The sequence below is a fragment of the Streptomyces sp. NRRL S-646 genome, assembly GCF_000720765.1.
Lineage (GTDB): Bacteria > Actinomycetota > Actinomycetes > Streptomycetales > Streptomycetaceae > Streptomyces.
Genome location: NZ_JODC01000009.1, coordinates 457,432 through 480,742 on the forward strand (window position 1 = coordinate 457,432; position 23,311 = coordinate 480,742).

General features: G+C 70.2%; 20 protein-coding genes and 2 pseudogenes. 10 read left to right on the forward strand and 12 right to left on the reverse strand.

Annotated features, from left to right (window positions below; genetic code table 11):
- Positions 1-8: 8 nt before the first annotated feature.
- Positions 9-62 (forward strand): annotated as a pseudogene (locus IH68_RS58260) (hypothetical protein); the annotation flags it as partial.
- A 348-nt stretch (positions 63-410) separates the two neighbouring features.
- On the opposite strand, the gene IH68_RS0125475 reads toward IH68_RS58260, so the two are convergent.
- Positions 411-1,832, reverse strand: a complete 1,422-nt coding sequence (locus tag IH68_RS0125475) for an ATP-binding protein (protein ID WP_030939304.1) — start codon at positions 1,830-1,832, stop codon at positions 411-413.
- A gap of 242 nt (positions 1,833-2,074) precedes the next feature.
- Between IH68_RS0125475 and IH68_RS0125480 the strand changes: the two genes are divergently transcribed.
- Entirely contained in the window at positions 2,075-3,211 is a 1,137-nt protein-coding gene (locus IH68_RS0125480) for a sugar ABC transporter substrate-binding protein (protein WP_030939306.1), read from the forward strand.
- A 47-nt stretch (positions 3,212-3,258) separates the two neighbouring features.
- On the opposite strand, the gene IH68_RS0125485 is transcribed toward IH68_RS0125480, so the two are convergent.
- Together IH68_RS0125485 and IH68_RS0125490 are read right to left on the reverse strand one after the other, a co-directional pair.
- The gene (locus tag IH68_RS0125485; RefSeq protein ID WP_030939309.1) at positions 3,259-4,716 is read right to left on the reverse strand and encodes a DEAD/DEAH box helicase; all 1,458 of its coding nucleotides are present in this window, start codon (positions 4,714-4,716) and stop codon (positions 3,259-3,261) included.
- A gap of 220 nt (positions 4,717-4,936) precedes the next feature.
- Positions 4,937-5,140 (reverse strand): cold-shock protein, encoded by a 204-nt coding sequence (locus tag IH68_RS0125490; RefSeq protein WP_007383480.1) that lies wholly within the window; start codon positions 5,138-5,140, stop codon positions 4,937-4,939.
- 196 nt (positions 5,141-5,336) lie between these two features.
- On the opposite strand from IH68_RS0125490, the gene IH68_RS0125495 reads away from it, so the two are divergent.
- Entirely contained in the window at positions 5,337-5,723 is a 387-nt protein-coding gene (locus IH68_RS0125495; RefSeq protein WP_037885132.1) for a DUF952 domain-containing protein, read from the forward strand.
- Between the two features lie 177 nt (positions 5,724-5,900).
- Positions 5,901-6,719: a hypothetical protein gene (locus IH68_RS50125; protein WP_078912595.1), complete on the forward strand. Its 819-nt coding sequence runs from the start codon at positions 5,901-5,903 to the stop codon at positions 6,717-6,719.
- A gap of 35 nt (positions 6,720-6,754) precedes the next feature.
- Here IH68_RS50125 and IH68_RS0125505 read toward each other — a convergent pair whose 3' ends face one another.
- Positions 6,755-7,204, reverse strand: coding sequence for a hypothetical protein (locus IH68_RS0125505; protein WP_324607684.1), 450 nt, complete (start codon positions 7,202-7,204; stop codon positions 6,755-6,757).
- Positions 7,205-7,373: 169 nt separating this feature from the next.
- On the opposite strand from IH68_RS0125505, the gene IH68_RS0125510 reads away from it, so the two are divergent.
- The gene (locus IH68_RS0125510; protein WP_030939317.1) at positions 7,374-8,624 is read left to right on the forward strand and encodes a sensor histidine kinase; all 1,251 of its coding nucleotides are present in this window, start codon (positions 7,374-7,376) and stop codon (positions 8,622-8,624) included.
- On the forward strand, positions 8,612-9,256 hold the full coding sequence (locus IH68_RS0125515; protein WP_030939319.1) for a response regulator: 645 nt from the start codon (positions 8,612-8,614) through the stop codon (positions 9,254-9,256). The genes IH68_RS0125510 and IH68_RS0125515 overlap by 13 nt, the downstream gene beginning before the upstream one ends.
- 78 nt (positions 9,257-9,334) lie before the next feature.
- Here IH68_RS0125515 and IH68_RS0125520 read toward each other — a convergent pair whose 3' ends face one another.
- Both IH68_RS0125520 and IH68_RS0125525 read right to left on the reverse strand, forming a co-directional pair.
- Complete coding sequence (locus IH68_RS0125520) at positions 9,335-10,699, reverse strand: S53 family peptidase (RefSeq protein WP_030939322.1); 1,365 nt, start codon at positions 10,697-10,699, stop codon at positions 9,335-9,337.
- 238 nt (positions 10,700-10,937) lie between these two features.
- Positions 10,938-12,266 carry a helix-turn-helix domain-containing protein gene (locus IH68_RS0125525; protein WP_030939324.1) on the reverse strand — a complete coding sequence of 443 codons (1,329 nt, stop codon included), beginning with the start codon at positions 12,264-12,266 and terminating at the stop codon, positions 10,938-10,940.
- Between the two features lie 196 nt (positions 12,267-12,462).
- On the opposite strand from IH68_RS0125525, the gene IH68_RS0125530 reads away from it, so the two are divergent.
- Positions 12,463-13,173, forward strand: coding sequence for a DUF4232 domain-containing protein (locus IH68_RS0125530; protein WP_030939326.1), 711 nt, complete (start codon positions 12,463-12,465; stop codon positions 13,171-13,173).
- A 69-nt stretch (positions 13,174-13,242) separates the two neighbouring features.
- Here IH68_RS0125530 and IH68_RS0125535 read toward each other — a convergent pair whose 3' ends face one another.
- Positions 13,243-14,490: a S53 family peptidase gene (locus IH68_RS0125535; RefSeq protein WP_030939328.1), complete on the reverse strand. Its 1,248-nt coding sequence runs from the start codon at positions 14,488-14,490 to the stop codon at positions 13,243-13,245.
- Between the two features lie 259 nt (positions 14,491-14,749).
- On the opposite strand from IH68_RS0125535, the gene IH68_RS0125540 reads away from it, so the two are divergent.
- Positions 14,750-15,553 (forward strand): TrmB family transcriptional regulator, encoded by an 804-nt coding sequence (locus IH68_RS0125540; protein WP_030939330.1) that lies wholly within the window; start codon positions 14,750-14,752, stop codon positions 15,551-15,553.
- Here the strand turns inward: IH68_RS0125540 and IH68_RS51835 are convergent, their stop codons facing one another.
- A complete protein-coding gene (locus IH68_RS51835; protein WP_051833719.1) occupies positions 15,554-15,871 on the reverse strand; it encodes a helix-turn-helix domain-containing protein in 318 nt (105 codons plus the stop codon).
- A 238-nt stretch (positions 15,872-16,109) separates the two neighbouring features.
- A pseudogene (locus IH68_RS58265) lies at positions 16,110-16,262 on the reverse strand (TetR/AcrR family transcriptional regulator); the annotation flags it as partial.
- A 164-nt stretch (positions 16,263-16,426) separates the two neighbouring features.
- Here IH68_RS58265 and IH68_RS0125555 point away from each other — a divergent pair.
- Positions 16,427-18,583: a SpoIIE family protein phosphatase gene (locus IH68_RS0125555; RefSeq protein WP_030939335.1), complete on the forward strand. Its 2,157-nt coding sequence runs from the start codon at positions 16,427-16,429 to the stop codon at positions 18,581-18,583.
- A 134-nt stretch (positions 18,584-18,717) separates the two neighbouring features.
- On the opposite strand, the gene IH68_RS0125560 is transcribed toward IH68_RS0125555, so the two are convergent.
- Together IH68_RS0125560 and IH68_RS0125565 are read right to left on the reverse strand one after the other, a co-directional pair.
- The gene (locus IH68_RS0125560) at positions 18,718-19,902 is read right to left on the reverse strand and encodes a polyketide synthase (RefSeq protein WP_030939338.1); all 1,185 of its coding nucleotides are present in this window, start codon (positions 19,900-19,902) and stop codon (positions 18,718-18,720) included.
- Between the two features lie 325 nt (positions 19,903-20,227).
- Positions 20,228-21,430 carry a macrolide family glycosyltransferase gene (locus IH68_RS0125565; RefSeq protein ID WP_234341558.1) on the reverse strand — a complete coding sequence of 401 codons (1,203 nt, stop codon included), beginning with the start codon at positions 21,428-21,430 and terminating at the stop codon, positions 20,228-20,230.
- Between the two features lie 251 nt (positions 21,431-21,681).
- Between IH68_RS0125565 and IH68_RS0125570 the strand changes: the two genes are divergently transcribed.
- Positions 21,682-22,269, forward strand: a complete 588-nt coding sequence (locus tag IH68_RS0125570; protein ID WP_030939342.1) for a hypothetical protein — start codon at positions 21,682-21,684, stop codon at positions 22,267-22,269.
- Here IH68_RS0125570 and IH68_RS0125575 read toward each other — a convergent pair.
- The gene (locus tag IH68_RS0125575) at positions 22,257-23,237 is read right to left on the reverse strand and encodes a TolB family protein (protein ID WP_030939344.1); all 981 of its coding nucleotides are present in this window, start codon (positions 23,235-23,237) and stop codon (positions 22,257-22,259) included. The genes IH68_RS0125570 and IH68_RS0125575 overlap by 13 nt on opposite strands.
- Between the last annotated feature and the right edge of the window lie 74 nt (positions 23,238-23,311).

The following is a 23,311-nucleotide window of genomic DNA, read 5'->3' on the forward strand; positions in this document are numbered from 1 at the left end:
CGACCGAGATGTTCCTGGAGCGCGGCTTCGATGCCGTCCGCGTGTCGGAGATCGCCCAGGCATGCGGAGTCTCGGAGAAGACGGTCTTCAACTACTTCCCCACCAAGGAATCGCTCATCCTGGACCAGGGCGAGGCCACGATGGCCGCCCTGCGCGCCGGCCTGGCCGACACGGACCACTCTGCGGTCGAAGCGGCGCTGCGGATCCTCTCCGACGAGTTGCGAGCCATGACCTCCTGGATCGCCGCGCAGGACGACCCCCACCAGGCCGCCGCCATGATCGCCGACACAGATTCACGAGGCAGTGACCGCCGACGTCCGCCGCGCAGCCAAGCTCATCGACACGGGCCTGACTTCATTCGAAGTCGCCGCTCCGACCCGCTGACGTACTCAGTCGCACTTCGCGCGACTTCAGGCCCTGCGCCAGGCGCCGAGCAGCTCCTCAGGACCGTACGCGGCATGAAGCCCGGAGCAGTTGACCCCGTTCCGGGACACCGCCACCAGCGGTACCGGCTCGTCGGTGAGTGCGGCGCGGTGCTTCTGCAGTGCGGCCAGGTCGTGGCTGTCGAACGGCGGGTTTTCCAGCCACTTCACCGAGCCGAGGAAGAGCAACTGCTTGGCCACGGGCTGCCGGTCCGCGCCCACCAGGTCGATTTCGATGTCGTTGCTGCGGGTCCAGTAGCCGCCGATGGCAGGGGTGGCGGGCAGGAAGTCGTCCGGGAGGAGGCGGGCGAGGGATTCCCGGACCAGGGGTTCGATCGCGCGGCCCCGCCAGCTCGTCCACCTCTCCTTGATCCGGCTCAGCGTGAGATCTCCCCGCATACGCTCGATCTCCGCCATGTGCGGATCCAGAAACGCGAGCCAGAATCGCAGGTAGGGGTCTGCCACCCGGTAGCGGCGTTCCTTCGACGGCCGTGGAGAGAGGGGCAGTTCGGCTGCCACCACTCGTTTCTCGGTCAGGACTTCAGTGGCCCGGGTGAGCGTGGTGTGGGCGATGCCGCCCGCGGCGCGCGCGATGTTGGTGAAGGTGCGCTCCCCGGATCCGATGGCCCGCAGTACTTCCCTGCTCATCGCCTGCGGTGGAAACTCCGCGGCCAGTGAGCGCTCGGCGGACACCAGGAGCGCCGAGATCGGGTTGTCCAGCGAGTCGCGGAGGAACTCCGAGACGTCCGCTCCGGCCCGCCATTCCGCGCAGATCAGCGGGAGACCTCCCGTGATCAGGGCGGCGTCGAAGGCGGCCGCCGGCGACAGGTCGAGCATCTCGCCGATGTCGGCCGGGTTCAGCGGTCCCACGACCATCTCCCGGCCCCGCTGATGGAACGGGCGGTCGTAGCTGTTCAGCGCTTCCATCATCGACAGGTCGGATCCGACCAGGAGGAGGAGTACCGGCTTGCGGCTGAGCAGGCGGTCCCATGCCCGCTGGAGCATGCCCTCGAAGGCGTCGATACGGTCCATGAGATACGGAACCTCATCGATGACGACGACGCTGGGGGTGTCGTCGGGCAGGATCTCCGCGAGCAGCCTGAAGGCCGCGTTCCACTGCCCCGGCGTCTCCTCCGAGAACAGTCCACGCTCCGGCAGGGTGGATCTGGCGACGGCGTCGAGCAGCTCCGACAGTTCGTCCTCCGCCGTGGCGCCCGCGGCGGTGAAGAAGACGTACGGCGTCTCGGCGCGCCGGAGGAACTCCTCTACGAGGCTGGACTTGCCGACTCGCCGCCTTCCCCGCATGAGGATGCACTGCCCCGGTTTCGGCGACCCGATGGCGTCGTGAACAGCCTGCAAGGCGTTGCCGAGCACTTTCAGCTCGCGATCCCGCCCGATGAAACGACGCATGGACAGCCCTCCCGGAAGGGATAGTATCGAAAGAGATAGTATCTCTGTTGATACCAACTTGCCTCGCGTGGCAGTGGGGCCGAGGTCCGAGGCCTGGCCGAATTCCTCACCCTCATGAGGAGATTCCGTATGAAGTTGAAGGGATGACAACCGGATGTCTTGACGTGGTCTCCACGGACCCGTTGGCTTCTGCTTCACCCGGTGGTCCGCTCCTCCACTGCCCGGAAGGCACCCTGCAAGTGATGTTTCACACCCCCCGCAGAACCGGCGTGCGTCGATTCGCCGTCGTCCCCGTTCTCGCCTCCGCCTCGGCCCTCCTCCTCTCCTCGTGCGGTGTCATCGACAGTGTCAGCGGGAGCAGCAGTTCCGCCAGTCCGAAGAAGGGCGACGACATCACGGTGGGGCTGTTGCTGCCCGACAAGGACACTGCGCGGTTCGAGAAGTTCGACTATCCCCTGATCAAGGAGCGCGTCGCGTCCCTTACGCACGGCAAGGGCAAGGTCCGTTACGCCAACGCCGGCGCGAGCGTGGGCAAGCAGAGCTCGCAGTTCGCGGACATGATCGACGCCAAGGTCGACGTCATTCTGGTGGATGCGGTGGACTCCAAGGCCATCGCGCCGGATGTGCAGAAGGCCAAGGACGCCGGGATACCCGTCATCGCGTACGACCGGCTCGCCCAGGGGCCGATCGACGCGTATGTCTCGCACGACAACGAGCTCGTCGGCGAGGTGCAGGGCCGCGCCATCACCGACGCGCTCGGCGAGAAGGCCGCCTCCAGCAAGGTCGTCATGATGAACGGCGACCCCGGCGACCCGAACACGGCCCGCTTCAAGGAGGGCGCGCTCAGCGAGCTGAAGGGCCGGGTGAACATCGTCAAGTCGTACGACACCGACAAGTGGCTGCCCTCGGTCGCCAAGGCGAACATGACGAAGGCCATCCAGTCCGTCGGGCTCGGCAACATAGCCGCGGTCTACTCGGCGAACGACGGCATGGCAGGCGCCGTCATCGACGCGCTGAAGTCGGCGGGCGCCACCAAGATGCCGCTGGTCACCGGGCAGGACGCCAACCTGGACGCGGTGCAGCGGATCGTCGCGGGGGAGCAGACGATGACCGTGTACAAGTCGTTCCTGCTGGAGGCGACCAACGCCGCGGAAATGGCGGTGGACAAGGTGAAGGGCAAGAGCCTCGAGTTCGACGCGCTGACCCAGGACTCGGTCGACAGCCCGACCCAGAAGGCGATACCCGCGATGCTGGTCCCCGTGGTCGCCCTCACCAAGAACAACATCAAGTCCACGGTGATCAAGGACGGCGTCTACACCGTCAAGGACATCTGCACCGCGAAGTACGCGGCGGACTGTGCGGCCATCGGGCTGAAGTAGCAGCCCTCCGCACCGCCCGGGACGCCGGAGCGTCCCGGGCGCCGGTCTCAGCGGGCGTTCCCCTTGGCGCCGCCTGCGCCCTTGGCCGGGGAGCGGCGGCGGCCCTGCTGGGCGGGGCGGCCGCGCCGTGCCCGCGGGGCGGGACCCCCCGTACGCGCCGGGCGGTTCTCCGCGGGCGGCGGGGTGAGGACGACGGGCACGCCCGACGGGGCCTGGGCGCCGGTGATACGGCCCAGTTCGGCCTCGCCCGAGCGGACCCGGGTGGTCCGCGGGGTGATCCCGGCGTCGGCCATGAGACGGGAGACCTCGCGGCGCTGGTGGGGCAGGACCAGCGTGACGACGGTGCCGGACTCGCCTGCGCGTGCGGTACGGCCGCCACGGTGCAGATAGTCCTTGTGGTCGCCGGGCGGGTCGACGTTGACGACGAGGTCGAGGTTGTCGACGTGGATGCCGCGCGCCGCCACGTTGGTGGCCACCAGCACGCTGACCTGGCCGTCCTTGAACTGGGCCAGGGTCCGGGTGCGCTGGTTCTGCGACTTGCCTCCGTGCAGCGCCGCCGCGCGCACGCCGACGGCCAGCAGCTTCTTGGCGAGCCGGTCCGCCGCGTGCTTGGTGTCCAGGAACATGATCACCCGCCCGTCGCGGGCGGCGATCTCGGTCGTGGTGGCGTGCTTGTCCTCGTCCTCCACGTGCAGCACGTGGTGGTCCATCGTGGTGACGGCGCCCGCGGACGGGTCCACGGAGTGGACGACGGGGTCGTGGAGATACGTGCGGACGAGACGGTCCACGTTGCGGTCCAGCGTCGCCGAGAACAGCAGCCGCTGACCGCCCGGGCGCACCTGGTCGAGCAGGGCGGTCACCTGCGGCATGAAGCCCATGTCGGCCATCTGGTCGGCCTCGTCCAGCACCGTGATGGTGACGCGGTCCAGACGGCAGTCGCCTCGGTCTATGAGGTCCTTGAGCCGGCCGGGCGTCGCGACGACGACCTCGGCCCCGGCGCGCAGCGCGCTCGCCTGGCGGCCGATCGACAGCCCGCCGACCACGGTGGCGAGCCGCAGCCGCAGCGCGCGGGCGTACGGCGTGAGCGCGTCGTTGACCTGCTGGGCCAGTTCCCTGGTGGGTACGAGGACGAGGGCCAGCGGCTGACGGGGCTCGGCCCGCTGCCCTTCCATACGGGCCAGCAGGGCGAGGCCGAAGGCGAGCGTCTTGCCGGAGCCGGTGCGGCCGCGGCCCAGGACGTCGCGGCCGGCCAGGGAGTTCGGCAGCGTCGCGGCCTGGATCGGGAACGGTGCGGTGACGCCTTCGGCGCCAAGCGTCGCCAACAGACGCTCCGGCATGTCGAGTTCGGAGAAGTCCTCGACGGGCGGCAGCGCCGGGGTGACGGTGACGGGCAGTGCGAACTCACCGCCGGACGCGGCGGGGCGACCCCGACCCGTACGGGAACGGGTGGGTCTCGTGTTGGCGCGAGTGTTCGTGCGGGTGTTCGTGCGAGCTGTGCGGTTCATGCGGGAACCTCCTCGATGCGGCACGTATCGAGGAATGCCTCCCGGCGGACGGACCGCATGAGGATTCGCAAGAAGGAGCCGAAGAAACCGAAGGAAACGGATGAAGAATTCGAAGTGAAGGATGCGGCGGAGAAGCAGGTGGCGTGCGGAAAAACGCAACGAGCCGGGGCCCGCACCCAAAGAGTGCGGGCCCCAGCCACGTAGTGCGTACGCGTCAGCGTCAGGCGGGAACGATGTTCTCGGCCTGCGGGCCCTTCTGGCCCTGCGTCACGTCGAAGGTCACCTTCTGGCCCTCCTGAAGCTCGCGGAAGCCGGAGGTGGCGATGTTCGAGTAGTGGGCGAACACGTCAGCGCCGCCACCGTCCTGCTCGATGAAGCCGAAGCCCTTTTCCGCGTTGAACCACTTCACGGTGCCAGATGCCATATTGAATCTCCCTTGAGGGCAGTGCCCGGGTCCGCACCTTGCGGTCCCGGCGTCGCAGCAACGATTTACCCTCGGAACAAAAAAGAGCGCTCGTCGACGGAAGGTCGAAGAGCACTCAAAAGCCTCTGGTAACCAAAACTGCCACTTTTATCACGGTAGCACAGGTCGGGGCGCAACGCTGGGGTATAACCGGTCCATGATCTATCACGTCGTGTCGAGCGCCGAGTGGAACGCCAGTCCCGACCGGCCCTACGCCCCGTCCTCCCTGGTCGAGGACGGTTTCGTCCACTGCTCCCCCGACGAGGCGAGCACGCTCAAAGTCGTCGACGCGTTCTACGGCAGCGCTCCCCGCCCGCTGCTCGTGCTGCTGCTCGACGAGGCACGGCTGACCGCGAAGTGCGTATGGGAGGCGGCGGATCCCGCGCCGCCGCCGGGAGTCGCCGAGGGCACCCTGTTCCCGCACGTGTTCGGACCCCTCGACCGCGAGGCGGTGGAGCGCGTCCTGGTGGTCCGGTGGAACGAGGAGGGGCGGGCGACGGGCCTGGAGGACGCACCGGGCGGGCAGACACCGGCTGACGGCTGACGGGCCGCCCCACGGTCCCTCTATCACCCGCCGTACGCCTCTGACCAGCATGTCTGTCCTCCCGTTCAGGTTGCTTTCAGGCTCGGTCGAGCCTCGGGCAACTCGTGGACTGCAAGCGCCAAAACTCTGGCAAAGGGGCCTGTGGCGACGGCTGTTCGCCATGTCATCGTGCCTGCCATGACGACAGATCACCTCACCCCCAACCGGCCCGCGCAGCCCTCGCGGCCGCCCGCGCAGCACGCGAGCCGCGTACGGCACGCGGCGAGCAAGGTGCCGGAGGTGACCGTCTACTTCTGGATCATCAAGGTGCTGACCACCGGCATGGGCGAGACGGCCTCCGACTGGCTGGCGCACCTGCTCGGCCCGATTCCCGCGGTGGGCGTCGGCGGCCTCGCGTTCGTGGCCGCCCTGGTGGTGCAGTTCGCCGTGCGCCGGTACGTCGCCTGGATCTACTGGACGGCGATCGTGGTGGTCAGCGTGTTCGGCACGATGGCTGCCGATGTGCTGCACGTCGGCCTCGGGGTGCCGTACCTGGTCTCGACGCCGTTCTTCATGGTGGCGCTGGCCGCCGTCTTCGCCCTCTGGTACCGCAGCGAGGGCACCCTCTCCATCCACAGCATCCACACCCGGCGCCGCGAGGCCTTCTACTGGGCGGCGGTCCTCGCCACCTTCGCCCTCGGCACGGCCGCGGGCGACCTCACCGCCACGATCGGCCTCGGCTACCTCGGTTCGGCCGTCGTCTACGCCGCCGCCATCGCCGTACCGGCCGTCGCCCACCGCTGGAGCGGTCTGAACGCGGTGGCCGCCTTCTGGGCGGCGTACGTCATCACCCGTCCGCTCGGGGCCTCCGTCGCCGACTGGATGGCCGTGGGCCACGACCGGGGCGGGCTGGCCCTGGGGCTGGGCCCGGTCACCCTGTCCTGGACGGTCGCCATCCTCGGCTTCGTCGGCTACCTCGCGGTCTCGCGTACGGACGTCGGCGAGGCCACGGTCTGAGTCCGGCCGGCGCGTCGGTACGGCCGTAGAACCGGTCAGGCGGTGCGGCGGGGGAGCCCCCGCACCGCCAGTGCCGCGCACACCGCGGCCAGCGGCAGTTCCGCGCCGAACGCCATGGCCAGGGCCGAGAGTTGGTCCCCGCCCGGGGCCGCCGTCATCGTGTCGAACCAGGCGTCGACCACCAGCAGGGCCGCGGTGGCGGAGGCCGTGAGCGGGTGCAGATGGTGGCCGCGGGCGGTCAGCAGTCCCGTGGCGATCAGGCCCGTCGCCTCCAGGGCGTCCAGGCCCACCCAGGCGGTGTTCCAGTGCGCGGCGGTGGTCGTAGCGGGCAGGCCCTTCGCCAGGACGACCAGCCAGGGCAGCAGGGCCAGGCCGCAGCCTACGAGGACGTGTTCCGGGCGGTACCGGAGGTACCGGCGGCGGCCCCTCGGGACGACCGGCCTGGCGGCGACGACCTGCTCCTGACCGACGATCAGCATGCTCATGGGATCCGACTCCTCGCGTTTCCGGCTCTCCTCCACGGCCTCCAGCCTTCGCCACACGGCGATCACAGTCAGTAACCCAGCTGTCCGTTCCGGGGGTGGCACTAGTTGCACCCCCAGCCGGGCACACACACCATGGACCGCCGCTGACCTGGCACGTAGCGTTTTCCCAATGCACACCGTCAACCTCCTGCAGAGGCTGCTCCTGCGACCGTTCCGAGGGACCGGACGCCAGACCGCCTTCCTCGCCACCGGCCTGCTCATCCAGTTCGGCGCCCTGGCTGTCATGGCCCTGCCGTGGACAGCCTTCAATCCGGTGTCGGCATGGGCGGTCCTGCTCCAGGTGGCCGTGGGGTTCGGCGCCGTCGTGCTCGCCGGGCCGCTGCTGACCCGGGCGCAGCACGCCCGCTTCCGCACCCGGCTGGGCGTGGACATCCCGTCGCCCCATGAGGGACGGCCGCCCCGGTTGCGCGCGTGGTTGCGGTCCCCGGCCGGGAGGCGGCAGCTCCTGTACCACCTGCTCGACGGGCCGCTCGTGTCCCTTGCGGCGATCTTGGTGCTGCTGACCTGGGCCGCCGCGGCCGCCGCCGCAACCACCTACGTGTGGATCTGGCTCGTATCGCTGGACTGGCGCGTCGGTCACCCCGGGTACTCGACCTGGGCGACGTACCTCACGGCTGCCGGAATCGCCCTGCTCTACCTGGCGGCCTGGCTGTCCGCTGCCCTCACCCGGCTGGACACCCGCATCGCGACCGTCCTGCTCGGACCCAGCCGCGCCGAGCAACTGGAGCGCCGGGTCGAGGTGCTGACCGAGAGCCGGGCCGGACTCGTGGACGTCGTCGATGCCGAACGGCGGCGCATCGAACGGGACCTGCACGACGGCGCCCAGCAGCGGCTGGTCTCCCTGGCTGTGAATCTGGGGATCGCCAAGGCCACCCTGGGCGACCTGCACGAGGACGCCCGCCGCGTGATCGACGAGGCGCACCGCGAGGCGAAGGAGGCGATCGAGGAACTGAGCAGTCTGGTACGGGGGCTGCATCCCGCCGTCCTGGAGGACCGCGGCCTCGACGCCGCGCTCTCCGGCCTCGCCGCCCGGGTGCCCGTCCCGGTCCGAGTGACGGTGGACCTGACGGCGCGACTGTCCCCGACGATCGAGTCCGTCGCCTACTTCGTCGTCTCCGAAGCGCTGACGAACGTGGTGAAGCACGCCGAGGCGTCCGAAGCCGAGGTGACGGTGGAGCGGGCCGGGACGACCCTGCTGGTCGTCATCCGTGACGACGGTGTGGGCGGTGCCCGACTCGGAGGCGGGACCGGCCTGTCGGGGCTGGCCAAGCGGGTCGCCTCGGTCGATGGGACGCTGGCGGTCGACAGCCCCGCCGGGGGGCCGACCGTCATCACCGTGGAGCTGCCGTGCGTGCCGTGATCGCCGAGGATTCCGTACTGCTCCGGATCGGTGTCGTCAGGGTCCTGGAGATGGCGGGCTTCGAGGTGGCCGCCGAAGTGGGCGACGCGGAGGCGCTGTTGGCGGCGGTGGAGGAGCACCGGCCGGACATCGTGGTGGTGGACGTCCGCATGCCCCCCGGCTTCACGGACGAAGGCGTACGGGCCGCGCTGGTCGTCAAACGCCAGTGGCCGAAGACCGCCGTACTGCTCCTCTCCCAGTACGTCGAGGAGCGGTACGCCACCGATCTGCTCTCGGCCCACACCTCCGGCATCGGCTACCTGCTCAAGCAACGGGTCGCGGATGTCGAGGAGTTCGCGGCCACCCTGCGCCGGGTGGCCGCGGGCGGCACCGCGCTCGACCCGCAGGTGGTCTCCCAGCTGCTGGTACGTCGCCACAGCGACCCGCTGGACCGGCTCACCCCCCGAGAACGCGAGGTCCTGGAACTGATGGCGGGCGGCCGCTCCAACGCGGGGATCGCCGAACAACTCGTCGTCAGCGAGAGCGCGGTGGCCAAGCACATCAACAGCATCTTCGCCAAGCTGGACCTGCCGAAGGCGGACGCGGACCACCGGCGGGTCCTTGCGGTGCTGCACTTTCTCGGGGTGGCGTGAGCGCCGAGCAGACCGGCAACGCGAACGGCCCGGGTGCGGAACCCGGGCCGTCCGTGGCGTGTCAGAGATGCGGAGGTGTCAGCTGTGGCTGCTCGCCTTGGCGAGGGCCGGGACGAACTTGAGGGCGTCCACCGTGCCGACGCCGGTGGCCATGTCGTAGCCGTTGACGGCCTTGTAGCCGGTCACGCCCTGGTAGGAGTTGTTCGTGCCGTCGTTGACGTCGACGATGCCGTTGGCCTTGGCGTTGTGGGCGTAGAGGCTGTACAGCGCCTTCTGGATGTTGCCCACCCGGTGGCCGGCGGCCTGGTCGGCGAGCGCGACGATGCCCGAGAAGATCGGGGTGGCCTCGCTGGTGCCGCCGGTGACGTCCCAGCCGACGGCGGTCGGGTCGTAGCTGGAGTAGATCCACGCGCCGCCGTTGACCGCGGCGGCCATCGAGATGTCCGGGGTGCCGCGTCGGGTGCCGACCTTGCTCTTCACGCCGTCCTGGAAGGACGGGCGGGTGAAGACGTGGGACTGGCCGCCACCGCCGGCGCCGAAGTCGTGCTCGGAGGCGTTGTAGACGCTGTCCGGCTTGACGCGGTCGCCCGCGTCGTTCAGGTGCAGCTCGGTGCCGCCGATCGAGGTGACCAGCGGGTCCGAGGAGGGCCAGGAGTTGACGCGCTTCTTGTAGTACGTCTTGCCGTCCAGCTTGAGGTCGGTCGCGCCGCCGTCACCGGAGGCCGCGAGGACGGTGACGTGCTTGCGGTTGGCGTCCTGGAAGGCGTACCGCAGCTTCTTGATGCTGGAGAAGTCGCCGTGGTCGAAGCCGGGGAAGGTGTTCTCCGTGGCGCCGAAGCTCTGGCTGATGACGTCGCCGACGCCCTGGTCGATCAGGTGCTTCTCGGCGTCCATCATCTCCGGCAGACCGGTGGTGCCCTCGGTCTCGGAGACCGCCGTCTCCACCAGGACGATCTTGGCGGCGGGTGCCACCGCGTGCGCCAGCTCGACGTCCAGGGTGGTCTCGCCGGCCCAGCCGGTCATGTCGGAGTTCTTGGGGTCGAAAGCGGGGACGTGACCCCACTTGACCACCTTCACCTTGGTGCTGGGCAGACCGAACTGGTGGCTGTAGACGTCGAGGTCGTGCTGGACGGTGGGGGAACCGTACGAGTCGACGATGACGATGGTGCGGCCCTTGCCCGTGACGCCCTTGCGGTAGAGGGCGTTCAGGTCGTACGCCTTGCGGTACTGGAGCGGGGTGTAGCAGTTGATGTGCCACTTGGCCTGGCACTGCTCGCTGGTCAGCGGGCTGCTCACGTCGTGAGCCAGGGTGTGCCCGGCGACGGCCGGTACCGCCAGGGTGTGCGGTACGGCGGCGGGTGCGGCGGTCCCCAGAGCGGTGACCGCGAGGGCGGCGACGGACGTGGCAGCCGCGACGCCCAGCCCGATACGGGCTATGTGCATGAATCCCCCTGGATTCGGAGTATCACGAAGTGGATTCGCGATCGCGATGGGTTCGCGAGGTGATCTCGGGCTCACGGAGTGAGCCCGAAGTGGTCTACGCGCATCTCATCGAACGAGTCATGCACTGTTCAAGACCGTTGAATCGACGATGCCGAACCCTTTACCTCCGGATTGACCGTCAACTCTCCCGATTGACCGTCAGCTTTCCCGTTTGCGGGTTATTTCTTCGATTTGATGGTCAGTTGTCCCGTTTAATCCACTCGCTGCCGCCCAGCGGGTAGTCGTAACCCGGGCGGCCCGCGTCGGCGCTGGTGCGGAACGCGGTGCCGGCGTTGTCGATGTGGACGGTGCCGCGGCGGCTGCCGCTGGACCAGTCCAGGGTGAGGTCCCAGCGGACGTCATGGGCCTTGGTGTGGGCGACGACGTAGAAGACCTCCGGGTCGGACTCGCTGACCTTGTACGGGAAGTCGCGCTGACCGCCCTTGACGGTGACCGTGGGGCTGCCGTTGTCGAGGTCGACGTCGAACGACTTGGTCTCGACGCCACCGCCGCAGCCGACGCCCATCGAGTAGTCGTTCCAGGCGAGCGGCTCGTGCCTGCTGAGGACGCGTACGTGCAGCGCCTCCAGGACGACGGTCTCCGCGCCGGTGCCCTGCACGGTGAGGGCGACCTCCTGTTCGTCCGAGGAGACCGCCCCGTACGCGGCGGCCCAGCGGGTGGCGGTGTCCTCGCTCGCCGGCGGGCCGACCTGAGCGGGTTCGCTGTCGACGAGGAAGTGCTGGCTGCACGGGGAGTCGTAGACGTAGGGACGGGTGCCGACGGTGAGCGGGACGGCGCCGGTGGCGCCGCTGCCGGTGGACCTGGCCGGGCCCTTGCCAGACCCGGCCGCCCCGGACTCGGTGGCCGACGCGGACGGCTTGTGTTCCTTCGCGCTCGGGGACGGGGTGGCCGAAGGCTTCCCGGTGTCCGCAGCGCCGCTGGTCGTGACGCCGGCACCGGCACCGACCTCCTGCCGGTCCGCTGTGTCGTTCCCACCGCCGAAGCCCGGATGGACGGTGAGCGCCACGGCTCCCAGTACGGCGGCCACGGCGACGGAGGCGATCAGGACGGTACGGCGACGACGTGGACGGCCGGGCGGTGCGAGCTCGCGCGGTGCGTCGACGACCACCGGCTCACCGTCGTCGATCCTGCCCTCGCGCTCGCTCCCGTGCTCGCCCCCGCGCTCGCTCTCGTTCCCCTCGCGCCCCTGCGATGCCGCCGGGCCGGGATCCACCGTCTCGACGGCTTCTGTCTGCTCCGCCCTGCGTCCTCGCGTCGCGTCCGCGAGGATCCAGCGCCGGTGCAGCTCCACCAGCTCCTGCGGCGTCGCCCGGCAGACCCTGGCGAGGCGCTCCACCGGCGCGTAATCGATGGGCACCGCGGTGCCGTTGCAGTAGCGGTGCAGGGTCGACGTACTCATGTGCAGCCGCTTGGCCAGCGCCCCGTAGCTGAGCCCGGAGCGGTCCTTGAGCTCGCGCAACTGCCGCGCGAACGCCTCGGTCTCCGCGGCCTCGCTCGCCTCCGACACCCGTTTCCCCACCCCTCCGTATTCCCCCGTGTTCCAGTCACGCGTTCCAGGAGCCCTGCATTCTCCCTGGTCAGAGCGCGTTTCGGCGTTCCGGCGTCCCCAACTGCCCGCCATGCGTGGCGGTTGGGACGGATCGCCTCACAAGCTTCGGTCATCCAATCACCACCGCCACCGAACACCGAAGGGGCACAATCACATGTTCAACTTCCGCACCTCCCGCACCCGTTTCGTCGGCGCCGCAGCGACCGTGGTTCTCGGCGCGCTCTCCCTGACCGCGTGCAACAACGGAACCGGCACCCGTGACGAGGGCGCCTCCGCGGCCGCCACGCCGACCGCGCACTCCTCTTCTTCCACCGCGCCTTCCTCCACCACTTCGCCCTCCGCCGTCGGCTCCTCGGCCACCAAGGCCACGCCCACCGCGGGCTCCAAGAGGCCCACCGCCGGGGCCGCCGCGTCGAAGGCGCCCGTCTCCTCCAACAAGCCGGTCACCTGTGAGGGTTCCAACACCAGGACGGTCGCGGCGCCACTGAACCGCCCCGTGAACCACATGCTGCTCACCGTGACCAACACGGGCAGCAGGACCTGCTTCCTCTACGGCTACCCGGCCGTCCGGTTCACCGACGCCCAGTCCGTGCCCCCGGTCATCGAGGAGTCGCAGCCGCAGGCGGTCGTCACACTGGAGCCGGGCCAGTCCGGGTACGCGGCCATCAGCCTGTCCGCCACCGACGGCAGCGGCCACAACGGCTACACCGCGAAGGATCTGACGGTCTACTTCTACGGCCGCTCCCTCAAGGGGAACGTCGGCAAGGCGGCTCACCCGTCCCTGCCCGCCAAGGGCGCCTACATCGACGACTCGCTCAAGGTCACGTACTGGCAGCAGTCGATGGACGACGCCGTCAACTGGTGACACCCGAGCGCGCCGGCAACACTTCGCCCCGCCGGATCACCGACGGGGCGAAGCAGTGTGTGCGGGGGCCTACTGCGTGAAGGCCGCCACACCGTTCGGGGTACCGAGGCCCGTCGGGCCGTCGTATCCCTTGCCCGCCTTGCACAGGTAGTCGCTGCAGGACCCGTTGGCGCCGTCGGTGACGTCGTTCAGCTTGTCCGGGTGGGCGTAGGGGTACGCCGCCGGAACGTCGTTGCCGGGAGTGCCCGCGAGGGCGTACACGCCTGCGATGAACGGCGCGGAGGCGCTGGTGCCGCCGTACACGTTCCAGCCGCTGGCCTGGTAGGTGTCGTAGACGGCGAGTCCGGTGGCCGGGTCGGCGACGGCTGCGACGTCGGCGACGGCGCGCTTGGCGCAGCCGCTGTCCTTCTGCCAGGACGGCTTGGCGTCGAACTGCGAGCAGCCCGAGCCCGCTCCGTCGCCTCCGGCGGACTTGCCCCAGACGGACTCGGACCAGCCGCGGGTGCTGCTGTCCTTCTTGAGCGAGGTGCCGCCGACGGCGGTGACGTACTGCGAGGCGGCCGGGTACTCGGTGCCGTAGCCGCTGTCACCGGAGCTGACGGTGATGGCGACGCCGGGGTGCTTGAAGTACTGGTCGTCCGAGGTGGTGTCCGCGGCCTCCTCGCTGCCGCCGTAGCTGTTGGAGACGTACTTGGCGCCCTGCTTGACGGCCTGGTTCACGGCCGCGCCGAGGTCGTCCATGTTGGCGGACTTGGCCTCGACGAGCAGGATCTTGCACTGCGGGCAGGCCGCGCTGACCATGTCGACGTCGAGAGAGATCTCACCCGCCCAACCGGCGTCCGGAGCAGGGTAGTTCGTGCCGCCGTCCTGGTCGATCTTCTTGAAGCAGCCGTTGCCGGTGCTGCACTCCGGCAGGCCGTACTGGGAGCGGTAGGCCGCCAGGTCCTTCTCGGCGTTCGGGTCGTCGTTCGCGTCGACGATCGCGACCGTGGCGTCCTTGCCGCCGTCCTTGGGCAGGTTGTAGGCGGCCTGCAGGTCGGCCGGTCCGAAGCCCTTGGGGGTGTCCTGGCGGCCGAGGGACTTCTGCGACTTGAGGTCGGTGCGGACCTCCGCCTGGCACGCCATGTAGCCGGGCTTGCTCGGCTGCGAACAGAGCCGGTGCGTGTGCACCGTGGTGGCCGCGGGCTCCGCGGTGGTCGTGTTCGCGAAGGCCGACGACTGCGAGGCGACGGCCAGGCCGCCGGTGATCAGAGCCGCTGCCGACAGCAGTGCGGGCGCGCCGCGGCGTATCAGGTTCCTTCTGCGGTGAGAACTCAATGAACTGCCCTCCGTGGGGGGATGGGTGGCTCCGTGTCGGCGGCCGGAAGCGCTGATGTCAGGGCTGATGTCACGTGCATGACAAGCGGTTTCCGTTGGGGGTGGCCGAGTGGAGCCGTGTTCCGGGCATTCTGTTGGTTGCCACCCCGGTCAGTGGTGGCTGCTGAAGAGGTTATTGACAGTTTGCCGAAGAGAACAGCGCGAGTTGGTAAAACCTTGGCCCCCAACTCCCCCGCTTCGACAGGTACCTTGTGCAGCCATGGAGCTTGAAGACGGAACCATCAACGACCTGATGTCACTGGGCCTGGCCCGGTACGAGGCACGGGTCTACCTGGCGCTCGTCAGGCGTGGTTCCTACACGGCCGCCGAGGTCGCCCGGGAGGCCGACGTGCCGCGCCAACGCGTCTACGACGTGCTGGACGCCCTGGTACGGCGGCAGTTGGCCACCTCTCACCCCGGCCGTGTGGCCACGTACTCCGCCGTCACACCCGAGCTGGCCCTCGCCCGGCTGATGGCACTGCAGCGCGAGTCCGTGGACCGCCTGGAGCGGGTCTCGCAGGGGCTGGCCGGGATACTGCTCCCGCTCTGGTCCCAGGGGCGGGAGCACACCGATCCGCTGGACTACATCGAGATCCTGCGCGACCCGAAGGCGATCGCCGAGCGCTTCGCCGACATCCAGCGGCAGGCACAGCACGAACTTCTCACCTTCTGCAAACCGCCGTTCGTCGCCCCCGCGGACAACACCGAGGGCATCGCGGTGGTCCGCCGACTGCACGGCTCCGGCGGCACGGTCCGGGCGATCTACCTCGACGACGCCCTGGACGACCCCGAGACGATGGAGCACGTACGGCGTTTCGCGGCCGCGGGGGAGCAGGCCCGGTTCGCCCCGGAACTGCCGCTGAAACTCGTCGTGGCCGACGCCTCCCTCGTGCTGTGCGACATGCCCGACCCGGTGGCCGGCGCCGGCTCCACCACCACCCTCTTCATCGAGCACCCGGCCCTCGCGGCCTGTCTGCGGCTGGCCTTCCACACCGTGTGGAAGGACGCCGCCGCCGGGCAGTGATCACCCGGCGGCCTTCTGGCAGGGGTGGGCGCGCATGCCGCCGTCGCGCTTCGGCTGGAAGGCCCGCCCGCAGTCCGGGCAGGGGAGCGGTTTGTCGCCGGGTTCGATCAGGGCCGCGATGCCGGTACCGAGGTCGAGCCAGACGAGGAGGGTGAGGAGCGCGTCGGCCTCGAGTGAACGGCCGTTGGTGATCCGGCTGAACGTGGCCGGAGCGAGCCCCGTCTGCCGGGCGACTTCGCGCCAGGTGAGACCGAGTTCCCGACGCCGGGCGTCGAGACGGCGGTGAAGCTCGGGGACATCCAGGCGGTGGGTGCTCACGCGGTGCGCCTCCCTGCCTGGATGCCCGTGTGCTCGGTGATGGCGGTGCTGTGTGTGACGTGCATGGACGTGTGCCTTCTGTGGGTGCGGAGCCCGGTCAGGGGTTCGTCCATGGAGAGTCCGGCGGGGCGGGGGCGATTACGTCAATTCGGGGAGATTTTTTCCGGGCAGGCGCGGAGGTCGCCGTTCACCGTGCATGACCTGCTTCAGGCTTCCTCGCTCTGGGACAGGTGGTGCGTCAGCGCATGCCTGCTGCGTCGAGCAGGGTGGTCACCGTGGGCGCGACGAGGCCCGTCAGCCTGTCCGCTCCGATTCCCGCGCGGGCGCTCGCGCCGTCGACGACCAGGCTGAGCTGCCGGGCCAGCAGGCCGGGATCGCTCGCCCCGCCTTGCGGCGACCGGCTGCGACGCCGGAACGCGTGAAGCGATGGGGGGCGAAGCGGCCCCGGGTGTTATTGAATGAGCTGTGCGGTCAGGAATCTCGGGGCCCTGTCGCCCGGGTTCTGGTACGACCCCGGCGCTGTGCCGGGGCCGGCGAGCGAGCTGAGAGAGCCGCATGGACTCCACCTCCCCTTCGTCTGCGTCGCCGTACGACATGGTCAGCGGCGCTTTGGGGCGGTACATGCCGGGCGAGGGAGCGGCAGCCGCCGGTTCCGCCGATCAGCAGGACGACAGTGCCGCCCGGCAACGCGTGGACGCCGATACGGCCCTCGGCCGTCCGGAGCAGATCCTCGGCGCGGTCAGCCTGGACCGGGACCTGAGAATCACCCGCTGCAATCTGGACGCTCCCGTCTTCGCGGGGGTGGAGGCCGTGACCGGGAAACCTTTCGTCGACCTTCTGCCTCCCTGGGACGTACCGACGGTCACCCGGCGGTTGCGGCAGGTCCTCGAGACCGGTGAGCCGCATGTCGCCCGGGTCCAGCGCCTGCGCCGCGGCGACGGGTCGGAGCTGGTGGTCTCGATGAGCATCCTGGCCGCCGCGGCGCCTCAGGAGGGCCTGACCGTCTCCCTGATCGCCATGGCCAGGAGGCTGCATCTGTACGCCGCGGAGACCGCGATCGGCACCTCGCTGGACATCGGCGAGACCGCGCAGTCGCTGGCGGAGTCCCTGCTGGCCTGGGGAGACGTGACCGCCATCGACCTCGACTTCGCCGTGTGGACGGGCGAGGTGGTCACGGGGCAGCCGCAGGAGCGCATCCGGCTGCGGAGGGCGGCCCTGGTGCCGGACCGGGCGTGGCCCGACGGCTATGTGACTCCGGGCGACGATCTTCCCGGCGATGCGAGTCGCCTGCTGTCCCAGGCGATACGGCGTGACGACGCCGCGCAGGCCCTCGTCATACCCGACCGTGAGGCGATCGAGCGGGTACTCGGCAGTCCGCGGCTGGTACGTGCCCTGGTGCCCGGCGACCAGGCGGTGGCTGTGGCGTGCGTACCGCTCGTCCTGGACGGCGCACCGCCCGTCGTTCTGGGGGTGGCGGAGGTCTGGAGGCGGGCGGACCGCCCCTTCGAGGACAGCGAGCTGTTCGACCTGCAGGAGCTGGTGGCCAGGACCTCTCACCACGTCGACCTGGCCCGTCAGCACCAGCGCGAGCACACGCAGGTGCTGGCGTTGCAGCGCCGACTGCTGCCCAGGTCCGGCGGCGACACCATCGAGACGGCCAGCGTCTACCAGCCCGCCACCCCCGACAGTGCGGGCGTCGGCGGAGACTGGGTGAACAGCTTTCCGCTGCCGGACGGCCGTACCGCGCTGGTGGTGGGTGACGTCGTCGGGCACGGCCTGGGAGCCGCGGCGACCATGGGGCAGCTGAGCATGGAGGCCCGCGCCCTGCTGTCCGCGGGGCTGGCACCCGACGAGGTGCTGGAGCACCTGGACGAGACCGTGTCGCTGCTGGACGACGCGGAGTCCGGGCTGGCGGCCGGCTACAGCGCCCTCGGGTCGACGTGCTGCATCGCCGTCTACGACCCGGTCAGCCACCGTGTGGCGCTGGCCAGCGCCGGTCACCTCCCCCCGGTCCTGATGCCCCCGGGCGGGCCCGCCGGCCCGGTCGCCGTTCGCCCCCACCCCGGGCTGGGCGCCGAGTTCGCCCTGCGGGAGCCGTACGGCGTGTACGCGTTCGCCGCACCTCCGGGTTCGCTGCTCGCTCTCTACACCGACGGTCTGGTGGAGGATCCCGCCCTGTCGATCGACGAGGGCATCGGCCGGCTGGCGGACGCCGTGTCCACGGTGCACCCGTGGGATTCCCTGCAGCAGGCCGCGCGGCGTCTGGTCTCGGCGCTGGCGCCCGCGCACCGGCGCGACGACGTGACCCTGCTGCTCGCGCGCATGATCGGCTACCGCAAGGGGGACACCGCGACCTGGCGGCTGCCCGCCCGCGGCGACGCGGCAGCCCGGGCCCGCACGCTGGTCTCCGCGCTGCTGGAGCAGTGGCGCATCAGGGACGACACCCGGGACAGCGTGCTGCTGGTGGTCGACGAACTGGTCGCCAACGCGGTCCGCTTCGCCGAAGGACCCCTCACCGTACGGCTGATCAGGACCGGTCACGGGCTGCTGTGCGAGGTGGGCGACACCGGCAACGGCAGGCCGCGGCTGGGCCGGGGCGGGCCCCTCGACGACGGTGGCCGTGGCCTGCACGTCGTGCATGGACTCACCACCCGGTGGGGGGTGCGCTGGACGGACACCGGAAAGGTGGTCTGGGCGTCGGTCGCGAGGTGACGCGGCCAGGGCCTGTCCGGCGGATCAGGCCGCCTGGGGAGCGAATCCGAGAGTGGAGGAGTGCGTGCCGGACCCTGTGACGCCGAGCCGCCCGGCAGGCCCTGGGGGGCGGGCCCGGCGGCCGCTGGTGCGGGTTACAGCCACTCGCCTTCCAGGGCGGTGGCCGTGAGGCCGGGGGCCGCCGCGTACAGGACGGCACGACTGCCCGGTTCCTGCCCGGCGTCGTACGCCCTCCGCATGATGTCGAACACGGCGGCGCCTCCGCGGTTGCCGCTGGTGTAGCTGTCCCGGCTGTAGTCGAGCAGCCCCGACGGCCACCCGTCGGGCATCGTCTGCTCCATGTACTCCAGCACTCGCGTCCCGCCGGGGTGCGCGAGCAGCACGTCGGGGTGCCAGGAGTCGGGGTCGTCCTGGTAGCGCAGGCGCAGCCACTCCCACATCGCGGTGACCGTCTCCTGCACGGCGCGCGGGCCGCGCCGGTCCATCACGAAGTGGGTGCCGTCCTCCCGTGTCTCCAGGCGGTGCAGGTCCTGGGTGCCGGGCAGGGTGTGGTTCCAGGCGGCGTCCAGCCGCAGCGCCGACTCGGGCCTGGGGCGGCCCGTGACCACCGCGGCGACCGCGGTGTCGGCGAACAGCAACCGGACGATCAGGGACTCCAGGGTGTCGTCCGCGGGCTGGTACGTCGTGCTCAGTGCCTCCGCGATCACGACCAGGACCACCCGGTCCGGGTCCGCGGCCACGAGATCCGCCGCCAGTGCCAGGGAGCGGGTTCCGGCTATGCAGGCCCACTGCGTGGCAGGCAGCAGCAGCACGTCGTCCCGGAGCGGGAGCTTGTTGGCCAGGGCGACGTCCAGGCCCGGCAGCGCAGGGGTGGTGGAGTGACTGGTGATCAGGCAGTCGACGTCCGTGGTGTCCAGCCCGGCGATCTGCAGCGCCCCCCGCGCCGCACGCTCCCCGCAGGACTGCACGGCCGCCCAGGCGGGCGCGGTGCGCTCCTGGACGGTCTGCGGCGCGGGTATCGACTCGAGGGCGGCGATCACGCGGTCCACGTCCTGTTCGGTGAACCCGTCGCCGGCCAGCGCCTCTCGGGCCGGCCCGACGCCGGCAGCAGGCAGGCCGCTCCCGTTGCCGGGCGCGACGGCGGCCTCCAACGGCAGCATCCAGCCGCGGCTTTCGATGCCCGTACTGGCCGCGATGCCGTCGATCCTCGGCGCCCACGCCGCGTCCGGGTGGCGATCGCGCACCTCCGCCACGATCTGGCTGGTCTGCACGGTGTGCTCGCCGTGTATCACGGCAGGCGGGCAGAGATAAGCGGCCATGATGGGCACCTTTCGACGGGGGGTGGAACGAGGCGGAACGCCACGACCGCTGTGTCGTAGGACACTTCGGCACGGTCTGTCCAAGTCAATGGCGGTGCGTTCTACTTCGGGCTTCCGTGGCCGTTTCGAGGATGGACGCCAAATGGGCATTTGCGCTGTGATCTGAACAACTCGGATGGTTCTGGATGTGCGTGACACCGCGCACACCCTCATCAGGAACGCGAACGGGCAACGCCGGTGGAGACTGCGACCGAGTGGAGCCTTCGTGGGGCTTGAACTCGTGTGCCTGGGCGGGGAGTTGCCCCCTTGATGCACATGCTCCGCGTCAACAGCCCACCCTGTCCCCGGCCAACTGCTCCCCGACCAACTGCTCCTCGATCAGATCTGCGGCCCGGCGGGTGCCGCCCTCGGCGCGGACCTCGGACCACAGCCATGCCGAGCGCGCGGCGACCTGTGGATCGCCGATGAGTTCCATCAGGGCAGTACGCAGCGTCGCCGCCGTGACGTCCGCGGTGTCGATCCGGCGGGCGACGCCCAGTTCGACGAGCCGGTCGGCGTGGAAGCACTGCTCGGGGCCGTTCGGTACCGCGATCATCGGCACGCCGGTGTACAGGCCCAGGCTGCTGCTGTCCATCCCGGTGTGCGTCACCCACACGTCGGCCTGCTCGAGAATGGCCAACGGCGAAGCCCACGGCCGTACTTCGAAGTTACGGGGAATCCGCTCGGTCAGATCGCCGGCACTGCCCGTCTGCAGCACCACATGCCATCCCGGGAGATCCGTGAACGCGGCCACACACTGGTGGTAGATCTCCTGTGGTCCGTGGTGCGCCGACCCGGCCAGCGACACCAGCAGCACCTTCTTCGCACCGGCCGGCCGCGTCCAGCCGTCCTGCTCCCGGCCCGCGCCGAAGCACGGGCCGACGAACGTCGCCGCCTCGGAGTCGACCCGTTCCGCATACGGCTGCATCGTGCGCGGGATCATGGCCAGCACCCGCTTCGGGTGGCCGGCGAACTCCTCCACGTTCGTGGTCACCGCACCGCACCGGGTCAGCCAGGCAGCGAACCGCGCCCGGTATTCGGGGCCTCCGGGCAGCCGGTCGTATGCCGCGCTGATCTCCTCCTGGGCGCCCTCCCAGGCCACATGTGCCGCCGCCAGCTGGACGAGGCCGCGGCCCTGCGCCTCGGCCAGCGCGCGGCCCGCGTACGCGCCGACGTCGTAGAGGTAGAGATCGGCGGGATCGTCGTCGTACACGGCGTGCAGCTGCGGCAGCACGGCCATCGCCTCGTCGAGGAAGCGGGAGGCGGATGCGATGGGAGTCCGCGGCCAGTCGTGGCCGGCGACCGGAAGAGTGGAGGTGACGCTGATCAGCTCGGCGCCGGTGGAGGCGACCAGTTCGGCGAGGGGGCCGGCGTTGGCATACGTCACGCGATGACCGCGCGCCACGAGCTCACGGATGATCTCCAGGCTGGGCAGCACATGCCCGGCCAGAGGCGTGCCGACCATGGCGATATGAGCAGAACGGGGCATGTCAGGACTTCCTTGGATAGAGGTCGCTACGACACAGCAACGCCGAGAAGCCCTCCTGGGCAACGCGGTCCCGAGACTTCCCAGGTGCTGGGCAGGGTTGCGGCGGCTCTGCGCTGACGGACCCTTCTCCGTGGAGCGGGTGGCGAGAATCGAACGGGCGCGGCGGACACCGGGCCGGGGCATGCCTGACAACCGTCGCGCCGGGACGGTCATGTGGTTGAACATGAGGTGTGCGATTCGATTCCGTTCCCATGCCGGCGAGCGTCGAGGCCAGACCTCGTGACAGCCGTGGCTATCCGGTACCCGCCATCACCCCGTGGGAGGGCGACGAGCCCCAGTTCGCGCTCACCGACTACGGCCGCAGCGCCGAGTGCGCGCGACGGCGTCTGTGCTCCGTGTGCAACACCCTGATCCCCAAGGGGCCGGTGTGGCGGGTGGTCGGCGCCGCGGAGAGCTCGGCGATCCGCGAGGCGCTCGCTGCCGGGCGGCCGTACCGCAACATGGCGGCGACCCTGGAAGCTCCGGGGCACCGTGCGTGCATGCTCTACGCCTCGATGGTCTGCCCGTACCTGGCGCGCCCGAACGCGCGGCGGGGGCTGACAGCGGAAAACCCGGACGACATGACCGCGCATGTCGTCCGGGGTGCCGTTCGTGGTGAGCTGGGTGCCGTGGTGGGGTTCGCCGACTACGAGTTCGCCGTCACCTCGGCCCAGGTCCTGTTCCGCTTTCTCGATGTGGTCGAGTACCTGCCGCATGACACGGCCGACCAGCACCTGGAGGAGCTGCGGGCCGAACTCGCCCGCTCCGGCGGCCGGTTGGGCGGGGGTCAGCCGCGGTAGGCCGGCAGGCCGGTGTGCCGGGTGACCTTGACGGGGTTGCCGAAGCCGTGGGCCGTCCTGGTGATGGTGTACGTGCCGTTCGGGCTCCGGAAGGCGATGGTCCTGCCGTTCGGCGACCAGGTGGGCTCGGTGTAGTCGGTGGTGGCGTGCGGGGTGATGTCCTTGACGGCGTTGGTGCCGGCGCTCAGGTCGTCGACGAAGAGGTGGTCGTGCCCGCCGACGGAGCGCACGAAGACGACCTCCTCCACGTCGGGGGAGAGCGCGGGCTCGGAACCCTTGGCCAGTGCACCGCCCTGCTGACGCAGGTAGTCGTCCCGGATGTAGACCTCGCCGGTGTGGGTGTTCTCGTAGACGGAGGTGCCGTAGGGGCCGCCGACGTTCGGCCAGGTGTTGTTCTTCTGCGGCAGCGCGCCTGCCTCCGGGTCGTCGCTGTTCAGGCTGATCCTGGCGGGCTTGACGTGGTTGCCGGTGGCCTTGACGCGCTCCAGGACGGTGCTGCCGTGGATCTTGGCGGAGAAGATGATGTCGTTCTTCGCGGGGATGCCGTTCGTCCTGTCGGCCGCGGTGACCTGCCAGGTGGGGTGGGACCAGGTCTGGTTGCCCGGGTTGGCGGCGACGGTCACACGGTGGCTGCCGTCGGGGTCGGAGACGTCCAGGTTCCCGTGGCCGTCGATGAAGGCGGCCTTGGTGCCGCCGGGGTTCCAGGCGAGGTCACGGACGACGGTGCCGAAGTCGATCGACCTGCCGTTGACCCAGACATGGCGGGTGCCGTCGCTGATGGTGAGGCCCCTGGGCACGGTGAGCGTGTGGGTGGACGCGGCTGCGGCCACCATCGCGGCGCTGCCCTTGGCGTCGCGGCCGGAGGACGGAGCGGCCATCGCGGTGGCGGCAGCGCCGCTCAGGGCGAGCAGTGCGGCGACACCTGCCGTGATGACGGCTGCGGTGCTCCGACGGTTACGAGCGGACATCGAGGTTCCCCCAGGGATGTGAATGACGCTGCGACGAGAGTCTCGCGGGAACCGCCCGCCGTCCCCGGGACCCG

Coding starts and splice junctions, on each gene's coding strand:
- IH68_RS0125485 (WP_030939309.1), bottom strand. CDS start 4,716: ATGAACCGCACAGCTCGCACGAACACCCGCACGAACACTCGCGCCAAC.
- IH68_RS0125505 (WP_324607684.1), bottom strand. CDS start 7,204: ATGAGCATGCTGATCGTCGGTCAGGAGCAGGTCGTCGCCGCCAGGCCG.
- IH68_RS50125 (WP_078912595.1), top strand. CDS start 5,901: ATGACGACAGATCACCTCACCCCCAACCGGCCCGCGCAGCCCTCGCGG.
- IH68_RS0125510 (WP_030939317.1), top strand. CDS start 7,374: ATGCACACCGTCAACCTCCTGCAGAGGCTGCTCCTGCGACCGTTCCGA.
- IH68_RS0125575 (WP_030939344.1), bottom strand. CDS start 23,237: ATGTCCGCTCGTAACCGTCGGAGCACCGCAGCCGTCATCACGGCAGGT.
- IH68_RS0125555 (WP_030939335.1), top strand. CDS start 16,427: ATGGACTCCACCTCCCCTTCGTCTGCGTCGCCGTACGACATGGTCAGC.
- IH68_RS0125480 (WP_030939306.1), top strand. CDS start 2,075: ATGTTTCACACCCCCCGCAGAACCGGCGTGCGTCGATTCGCCGTCGTC.
- IH68_RS0125565 (WP_234341558.1), bottom strand. CDS start 21,430: ATGCCCCGTTCTGCTCATATCGCCATGGTCGGCACGCCTCTGGCCGGG.
- IH68_RS0125540 (WP_030939330.1), top strand. CDS start 14,750: ATGGAGCTTGAAGACGGAACCATCAACGACCTGATGTCACTGGGCCTG.
- IH68_RS0125560 (WP_030939338.1), bottom strand. CDS start 19,902: ATGGCCGCTTATCTCTGCCCGCCTGCCGTGATACACGGCGAGCACACC.
- IH68_RS0125490 (WP_007383480.1), bottom strand. CDS start 5,140: ATGGCATCTGGCACCGTGAAGTGGTTCAACGCGGAAAAGGGCTTCGGC.
- IH68_RS0125530 (WP_030939326.1), top strand. CDS start 12,463: ATGTTCAACTTCCGCACCTCCCGCACCCGTTTCGTCGGCGCCGCAGCG.
- IH68_RS0125495 (WP_037885132.1), top strand. CDS start 5,337: ATGATCTATCACGTCGTGTCGAGCGCCGAGTGGAACGCCAGTCCCGAC.
- IH68_RS0125570 (WP_030939342.1), top strand. CDS start 21,682: ATGCCGGCGAGCGTCGAGGCCAGACCTCGTGACAGCCGTGGCTATCCG.
- IH68_RS0125520 (WP_030939322.1), bottom strand. CDS start 10,699: ATGCACATAGCCCGTATCGGGCTGGGCGTCGCGGCTGCCACGTCCGTC.
- IH68_RS0125475 (WP_030939304.1), bottom strand. CDS start 1,832: ATGCGTCGTTTCATCGGGCGGGATCGCGAGCTGAAAGTGCTCGGCAAC.